At 55.2% G+C, this 7,534-nt stretch carries 7 protein-coding genes; 6 read left to right on the top strand and 1 reads right to left on the bottom strand.

What is annotated here, in order from left to right:
• Window positions 1–4 precede the first annotated feature (4 nt).
• Together EPO09_RS22350 and EPO09_RS14490 are read left to right on the top strand one after the other, a co-directional pair.
• Entirely contained in the window at window positions 5–82 is a 78-nt protein-coding gene (locus EPO09_RS22350; RefSeq protein ID WP_367200075.1) for a PEP-CTERM sorting domain-containing protein, read from the top strand.
• Between the two features lie 159 nt (window positions 83–241).
• Window positions 242–1,060 carry a PEP-CTERM sorting domain-containing protein gene (locus EPO09_RS14490; protein ID WP_290644032.1) on the top strand — a complete coding sequence of 273 codons (819 nt, stop codon included), beginning with the start codon at window positions 242–244 and terminating at the stop codon, window positions 1,058–1,060.
• 315 nt (window positions 1,061–1,375) lie between these two features.
• Here EPO09_RS14490 and EPO09_RS14485 read toward each other — a convergent pair whose 3' ends face one another.
• The gene (locus EPO09_RS14485) at window positions 1,376–1,534 is read right to left on the bottom strand and encodes a hypothetical protein (RefSeq protein ID WP_290644031.1); all 159 of its coding nucleotides are present in this window, start codon (window positions 1,532–1,534) and stop codon (window positions 1,376–1,378) included.
• 14 nt (window positions 1,535–1,548) lie between these two features.
• Here EPO09_RS14485 and EPO09_RS14480 point away from each other — a divergent pair, with 14 nt between their 5' ends.
• The 4 genes from EPO09_RS14480 to EPO09_RS14465 all read left to right on the top strand — a co-directional run bounded on the left by EPO09_RS14480 (window position 1,549) and on the right by EPO09_RS14465 (window position 7,052).
• Window positions 1,549–2,346 (top strand): PEP-CTERM sorting domain-containing protein, encoded by a 798-nt coding sequence (locus tag EPO09_RS14480; RefSeq protein WP_290644030.1) that lies wholly within the window; start codon window positions 1,549–1,551, stop codon window positions 2,344–2,346.
• Window positions 2,347–2,602: 256 nt separating this feature from the next.
• Window positions 2,603–3,421 carry a PEP-CTERM sorting domain-containing protein gene (locus tag EPO09_RS14475; RefSeq protein ID WP_290644029.1) on the top strand — a complete coding sequence of 273 codons (819 nt, stop codon included), beginning with the start codon at window positions 2,603–2,605 and terminating at the stop codon, window positions 3,419–3,421.
• A 164-nt stretch (window positions 3,422–3,585) separates the two neighbouring features.
• Complete coding sequence (locus EPO09_RS14470) at window positions 3,586–4,749, top strand: OmpW family outer membrane protein (RefSeq protein ID WP_290644028.1); 1,164 nt, start codon at window positions 3,586–3,588, stop codon at window positions 4,747–4,749.
• 515 nt (window positions 4,750–5,264) lie between these two features.
• Window positions 5,265–7,052, top strand: a complete 1,788-nt coding sequence (locus EPO09_RS14465) for a calcium-binding protein (RefSeq protein WP_290644027.1) — start codon at window positions 5,265–5,267, stop codon at window positions 7,050–7,052.
• Window positions 7,053–7,534 lie beyond the last annotated feature (482 nt).

Here is a 7,534-nt window from a genome sequence, read left to right as displayed (position 1 = left end):
CGATCTGCCTGAAACCATGGGCTTGATGGGGTTGGGATTGGCTGGTATCGGCCTGGCTGCACGCCGCCGCCGCGCCATGTAAGTCCAAGGGGGCCTTGAGTGCCTTTACCTGGGGGTGAGTGACGACACTTGGGGCCATCCCTGATGCAAGCCGTCGTGCCCTGGCGCGTACAGTCGCCTGCGGGCTGTCACCATGTGGTGTGGCCCGCTCGACAAACATGCCCAACCAGTGGAGACACCCATGAAGCTTGCAATGAAAACGCTGGCCGCTGCGGCCGCATTAGCCGTATCTGGCCTGGCCGGTGCCGCCAGCGGCACGCTGAACCTCGGCGAATCCGTGACCGATTTCAACTACACCGTGTCCGATCTAAGCGGCTCAGGCACGCTGACGTTTTCGTCCGTGCTGATCGGCGCCCTGAATGCCGGCAAGGTGCAAGTGACGGCAGTGGCACCCGCAACCGCAAACGTTGTCTATAAAACCAATGCGGCTACCAAAGTCGTGTCGATTTCTTCGGTCTCTGCGGCGGCACCCGTTACCTCGCTCTCTGGCGATTACACCGCCACCAGCGTGAACATCACCCGCGTGACGAGTGCCGGCGGCGCGTTGCAGTCTGCTCCCACTGCCAATATCGCAACGACCGGCGGGTCGCTGCAAATCACCAACCTGAACGTCGACCTGATCAACAAGCGCGTGTATGCGGACCTGATTGGTGGCAACAACGTTGGCACCCGCGCCAATGTCTACCTCTGGGATATCTCCCAGATCACGGGCCCTACGTCCTTTGATATCTCTCAATTGCCCCCGGGCGGTGGTGTGGTGTCGTCCACCAACACAGTGTCTGGCCTGAAGATCAACACGGATGCTTTCAACCTGTTTGCCCAGGCCATGGGGCTGACAGCCAACGGCATCACGTCCTTGAGCACCGTGACCGACTTTGGCACCATCACCTCCACCATCAGTGCCAGGATCACGCCTGTGCCGGAGCCCTCCACCAGTGCGCTCCTGGGCTTGGGGGTGCTGGGCATTGGTCTGGCAACCCGCCGCCGCAAAGCCGCCTGATCGATCTTTCCGTCATTGAGGCCAGGGTGTGTCGTGCATGCCCTGGCCTTTTCTTTTTCTGCCGTTGCGGCAGTTCCTCACGCCCTTGCGCTTTGGCGACCTTGACGAACTGACTGCCCTCACGCTCAATCGCACAAAGCCGCTGATTTGCCCAAAGGCGGTACTGCTTTCGCGTGACTGCAAGATGCCCTGTTTGGGGCGCCTGGGCCGCACCTGAACGGTCAAGACGATCTGATTAGCGGCGCCCGGTTCCCTGATTAGGTACTTCCACTACCCCCGCCTGAGGGGGCGGGTTGTGGGTGAACGCCACCCGGTTCACGGATTGTTGCAATCTTCGGGATATCCGGCTTGTTCCGGGCTATGGCTACCCTCAAGATCTTGAATGTGCAGATCGGTGAAGTCTGCGAGCGCCTGGGGAGGTTGCGAATGCCCCTGGATCGCTTGAAGTCCTTTTTTATAAAAAGGTTCGCGCAAGAGTGGAGATCACGATGAAATTTAATATGAAGAGTCTGGTTGTGGCAGCAGCCCTGGTGGCCGCTGGCGCCGCCAACGCTAGCAGCCTGACGCTGACCCCTGGCGGTTCGGTGACCGATCAAGGCTGGACCGTTTCCGGTCTGTCTGGCTCTGGCACGCTGTCGTTCTCGTCGGACCTGCTGGGTGCTCTGTACGCCGGCTCGGTGGACGTTGCTCAAGTTGACCCTGCCCAAGTGACCATCGTTGGCAGCCTGGCTGATGGCGGCTTCACGCAAGTGTCTGCTGCAGCGCCTATCACTGGCCTGACCGGCACGTTTGACGGTACGACCGTGAGCGTGAGCCAAGTGGCTACCGCTGGTGGTGCCCTGCAGACTTCTTATGCCGACGATTTCACCAACTCTGGTGGCTCGCTGGAAATCAAGAACCTGCGCGTGGACCTGGGCGCCAAGATCGTTTACGCCGACCTGGTCGGTGGTAACGGCGTTGGCGAAAAGAACGGCATCGCTCTGTGGAACATCGGCTCCATCACTGGCCCGACCTCCATCACAGCTGCTGAAGGCACCTTCACGGTGACCAACCACCTGTCGCAACTGTCCATCACTGATCAAGCGTTCGGTTACTTCATCGACTCGCTGGGCATCATGACTGGTGGCTACGGCGTGCTGCAGGGCATCAAGGACTACGGTTCGATTGATTCCACCATCACCGTGACCGCTACCAAGGTTCCGTCGGTTCCTGAGCCTTCGACCTACGCCCTGATGGGCCTGGGCCTGGTTGGCATGAGCCTGGTGGCTCGTCGCCGCGCCAAGTAAGGCGAAAGGGGATTTAGCTGCTTAGGGGCAACCCCTCCCCTCGCTTGCGGGGGGCAGTGCGTGAAAAGTACGCATTTGACACTGGCAGCTACGTCCTCTGGGGGGTTCCCTGATGCGAAGCAGAATGCCCCCCGGTAAAGTTAGATCAACAGCAGACGAGAAGTAGGGTCTGCTACGGAACAGAAGGTCAAGGTCGCTTCTGATCCCGACAAGATTCAACTTATAAACAGACCTGTCTCACCAAGTGGAGATTTGAATGAAATTTGCAATGAAGACTCTGGTTGCTGCAGCTGCTTTCGCCGCCGCCGGTATGGCCAGCGCTACCACCGCCACGCTGAACGTTGGTTCCTCCGTGACCGATTTCGGCTACACCCTGTCTGACCTGACCGGTTCGGGCACGCTGACGTTCTCCAGCACCCTGATCGGTGCCCTGAACGCCGGTAAGGTGCAAGTGTCGGGCGTGGCTCCTGCCACGGCTACTGTCGTCAACAAGACCAACGCAGCCACCAAGGTTGTGTCGATCTCGTCGGCTTCTGCTGCTGCCCCTGTCACGTCGCTGACTGGTGACTACACTGCCACCAGCCTGGCTGTGCAAGGTGTTGCCACTGCTGGCGGTGCCCTGCAATCGGCTCCTACAGCCAACATCGCTACCACTGGCGGTTCCCTGCAAATCACCAACCTGAACGTCGATCTGACCGCCAAGAAGGTGTACGCTGATCTGACCGGTGCCAACGGCGTCGGTACCAAGACCCACGTGTACCTGTGGGATGTGGCCACCATCACTGGCCCTACCACGTTTGACCTGTCGGTTGTGCCTGCTGGCGGCGGCGTGGTGACTTCCACCAACACCCTGACTGGCCTGACCATCAACACCGCTGCTTTCAACCTGTTCGCGCAAGCCATGGGTCTGACTGCTAACGGCATCACCTCGCTGCAGACCGTGACCGACTTCGGTTCCATCGTGTCGACCATCAGCGTGAAGGTCACTCCGGTTCCAGAACCTTCCACCTACGCTCTGATGGGCCTGGGCATGGTTGGTATGGGCCTGGTGGCTCGCCGTCGTCGCGCCAAGTAATTTGGTGCGGGTCAGCGGCAGGCTGTAACAACAGGCTGCCGTTAGACCAGCCAAGCCGCTCGCATAAAGTGTGAGCGGCTTTTTTCGTATAGCGGGGAACAATAAAATAACCCGTCGCGATAAATAGACAAGCAAGACAAGCTACTTCTCTTCCAGGAGACCGCATGAATATTTCCAGCGTGGCGCGCAAAGCGACAGCCATCGTGGTGGCCATGGCAGCAATGGGTGCTGTTTCGACCGCTTATGCTCAAAATAGCATTTTCCCTACGGGCTGGGACAACAAAGTCCGTGACCGGCTTTTCATGCGGTTTGGGTATACGCAGACTTTCAACAAGACAAAATCAGAGGATGCGCGTGATATCACTGGTCCTGTTGCCACCAGGCAGCAATTGGCTGATGCGTTCGAGTTGGGAAGAAAAATCAGCCAAGCCTGTAATGATGACTTTGATAACCCGAATAACACCTTGAATGGTGGCACCAACTTTGTCGCGGCTGATTGCTATGGCTATGCTGATGGTAATAATGGCTACGCCTATGATGCTGGCGGCGGCGGCTTGCTTCTTGCTGAATTGGATCGCGAGCACCTCGGCGGGCTTGGTACGCCTCCAGGTATTAAAGCAAAGACTCAAAAGTCTGTCGGCACGCCTACAATTTCGCTTGGTTATTGGTTGGATGACGACTATAAATGGCTGGTTGAGGCGTATGTGTTGGCCGCACCGCTAAAAATAAAGATATATGGTGATGGGTATCGAGATGATGGATCACCTAATTCGATAAATGGACGCCATATTGCAACGACAAAAATGTTGCCACCACTGGTGATTGGTAGTTATAACTTCGGCGATCGACGTTCGGTTGTTCGGCCATTTGTTGGTGTCGGGGCTATGTATGCCATTTTCTTCGACGCACGCACGACATCTTTTTTTGAAGAGTACCAAGGTGGTAAAACCACTTTGACAACCAAGAATACATTTGGCTTTGGTCCATTTGTAGGTGTACAAAGTGCCATCAATGATGATTGGCATGTAAATGTGTCGCTTGGTCAAGTGACCTTAAAGGCAACGTCTACACTGGTGACGTCGGGCACTCAGATTCAATCTGGTGCTGCGGTGCTTTCTGATTATCCAGCAGGTATCGTAAATTTGATTAATACCGGCGAGGGATTGTGGGATCAAAATAGACCCGATCAACCTGATCAGTTCACAACCAAGGTGATGGAGTTGGTCAAGCGTCAGCGTGGCACATCTGACCTAGGGACCTATGTACGCGAGCAAAAGATGAAAATTACAAGCACGATCCTTTCCGTTAGTCTTGGTCGTAGCTTTTAATGAGCGCATAATTCGTATTTAGATATAAGCCCTCAACAGTGTTGAGGGCTTTTTTTATGCTGTATTTATTTGATGCAATTCACCTTGTTGATGAAAATTTTTCTGCTAATTGAATTGACACCTTGTGGGGGAAATTTTGCCAAATAGATGGGCAAATTGTGATAATGGGTAAGGCAGGATATGTTTTTTTGTCGGTGAGGTTTATCAATTGCCTTGATTTAGAAGGGTGCTAGTTGTCGTGTCACATAATTTATTTGTCGAGCGTTGTGCTTTCTACGCTTGACTGAATAACGTGTTAGGTCCTCTACAAGTTGATTGGTGAGTGGCCACCCATAAGGGTGGCTTTGCCAACTTTTTTCTTAAAATCCCTCTTCTTGGGGTTGATGGGTCCATGCCTCTCTCATAGGCTGCGACTTCCTCTTGAAGAAGAGGAAATGTTTGGCACTTCATTTTGGGTGACGTATGTGTTGCCTCTTAAACGAATGCCTGTCCATCTTTCTATAAATGAGGGTTTTATGAATATTGTTGGAACATCAGGTGATGAGGTATTGAATGGCTCTGAATATGCTGACAGTCTTTCTGGAGGTGGGGGGCACGACACGCTGTATGGTGGCGACGGGAATGACACGTTGAATGTGCTTGGAGGGTACGGGACTCTCTATGGCGGGAAGGGTGATGATGTCTATGTAATTCCTGGTGCATTGACACTTTTTGGAACGCAGGTGCGAGAGTTGGCGGGGGAGGGGATTGATACCATTTACATTGGTTTGCCCGATGGGCTCGTGGGGAGTGCAGCTCCGGCTAATGTTGAGAACATGATCTGCGCAAGTAGTTCTAAATATCAAAGTGTTGGTGGAAATGGATTGGATAATTTCGTTCAAACAAATACTACTTCGTTCGCGGCGCTATATGGGTTCGATGGCAACGACACTTTGATCGCCTCTGGCGGAAACGATGCCCTGGATGGTGGGAATGGTGCAGATTACTTGGAGGGTGGCCTTGGCGCGGACACTCTATTCGGGGACTTCTGGGACGTTGTTGATACGCAGCCCCTCTTAGCTCCAGGTAATGACACTTTGATAGGCGGACAGGGTAGCGACACACTCTACGGTCAAGCTGGCAACGACTCCCTCATCGGCGGCGAAGGCATTGATTCCATGGTCGGCGGTCTCGGTGACGACATCTACGTCATCGACAACGACACGTCCGACATCCTGGTCGAAGCCGCAGGCGAGGGTACCGACACCATTCAGACCTCGCTGGCAAATTACACCCTGACGGCTGCCAACATCGAAAACCTCACCAGCACATCCTTGGGCGCACACACGATCACTGGCAGTGCTGGTGACAACGTGATTACCGACAGCGATGTGGCGGGCTTCCTGAACGGGTTTGACGGCAACGACACGCTTTATGGCGGCGATGGCGACGACACCGTATCGGGTGGGCGTGGCAATGACGTCCTCATCGGCGGCGCGGGCTTCGATCTGCTGCGAGGTGGCTTGGGTGACGATACCTATTACGCCTATGAGGGTGATGTGGCGATTGAGCTCGCTGGTGAAGGTACGGATACAGTAATCAACGATGACACGGAGTACACACTCAAGAGTGCCTTTGAAAACCTGGTGATGGTCAACACCGAGTTGCACTTCGGCATCGGCAACGCCCTCGACAATGTCATCACCGACAACGACGCGATCGGCATCTTGGCTGGCGAAGGCGGTAACGACACGATTCGTGCCGGTGGTGCCAATGACATCGTCACGGGTGGCCTGGGGGCCGACCTGCTCGACGGCGGTCAAGGTGACGACCAGCTTGACGGTGACGCCATGAACGACGGCTCGACAGGCGTGGGCGGTAACGACACCCTGATTGGCGGTGCTGGTAATGACAAGCTGTCAGACTTCTCCAGCACATCTTCAGACACCTACGTGGGCGGTATTGGGCAGGGCTCGGACGTCATCACGGATGCAGGTGGCACCGCAGATGTGCTGCAACTGAGTGGCGCCTTGACCAGGCAGGACATCTGGCTGAGCCATGTAGCCAACACCCTTGATCTGAAAGTCTCGATCCTGGGCGCAACAGACAGCGTGCTGGTCAAGAACTTCTTTTCTGGTGTTGCCAGCAGCCAGCCAGGCAGCGGGGCGATTGAGCAATTGAAGCTGGACAACGGCAGCACGCTGCAGATGGCCACATCCAACGCTCAGGTTTTGATTCAGGCCATGTCAGCGATGACACCGCCGGCTTCTGCCGCACTGGTGCCGGCGCAGATCAACAGCGTTGCCTTGGTTTCCTGGACTTGATTTCACGCATGGTGAAAAATAAGCGACTCTCGGGTCGCTTTTTAAATGAGGAATTAAAGGCGACATAAAGGGGGCCATTTGTCCACGGGAAACCCCTTGGGGCAGGTGGAATCCCTCATTGGACCCCCTGTTCAGCGGGGGTGGGTTTGCACTTGAAAGCGTGTCTTTTGTCGCATCTTGAGTGGTTGTCCCCCTTATTCACGGGGGGGCATGAAAGCGGTCGAATGGACATCATTAACTCACCGCTGACCGATCACCGTTCACCGAGTAGTGATCCAAGATTGATCCGGCCTTCACCACCAAAGGAGCTAGATTATGAAAATGTCTTTCGCAGTTCGTTCCATCGCTGTTTCCGCTTTCCTGGCCGCCAGCGCCATGTCCGCTCACGCTGACCTGAGCATCCCTTTCGACTGGACAAGCTCCAACTCTGTTCAGAAGTTCCCGGTTGCCGCCCTGCAATCGTTTGACCTGCTGTACGTTGA

The organism is Aquabacterium sp. (assembly GCF_004297345.1).
Taxonomy (GTDB): Bacteria; Pseudomonadota; Gammaproteobacteria; order Burkholderiales; family Burkholderiaceae_C; genus Aquabacterium.
This window is presented reverse-complemented; position numbering and strand designations above follow the sequence as displayed.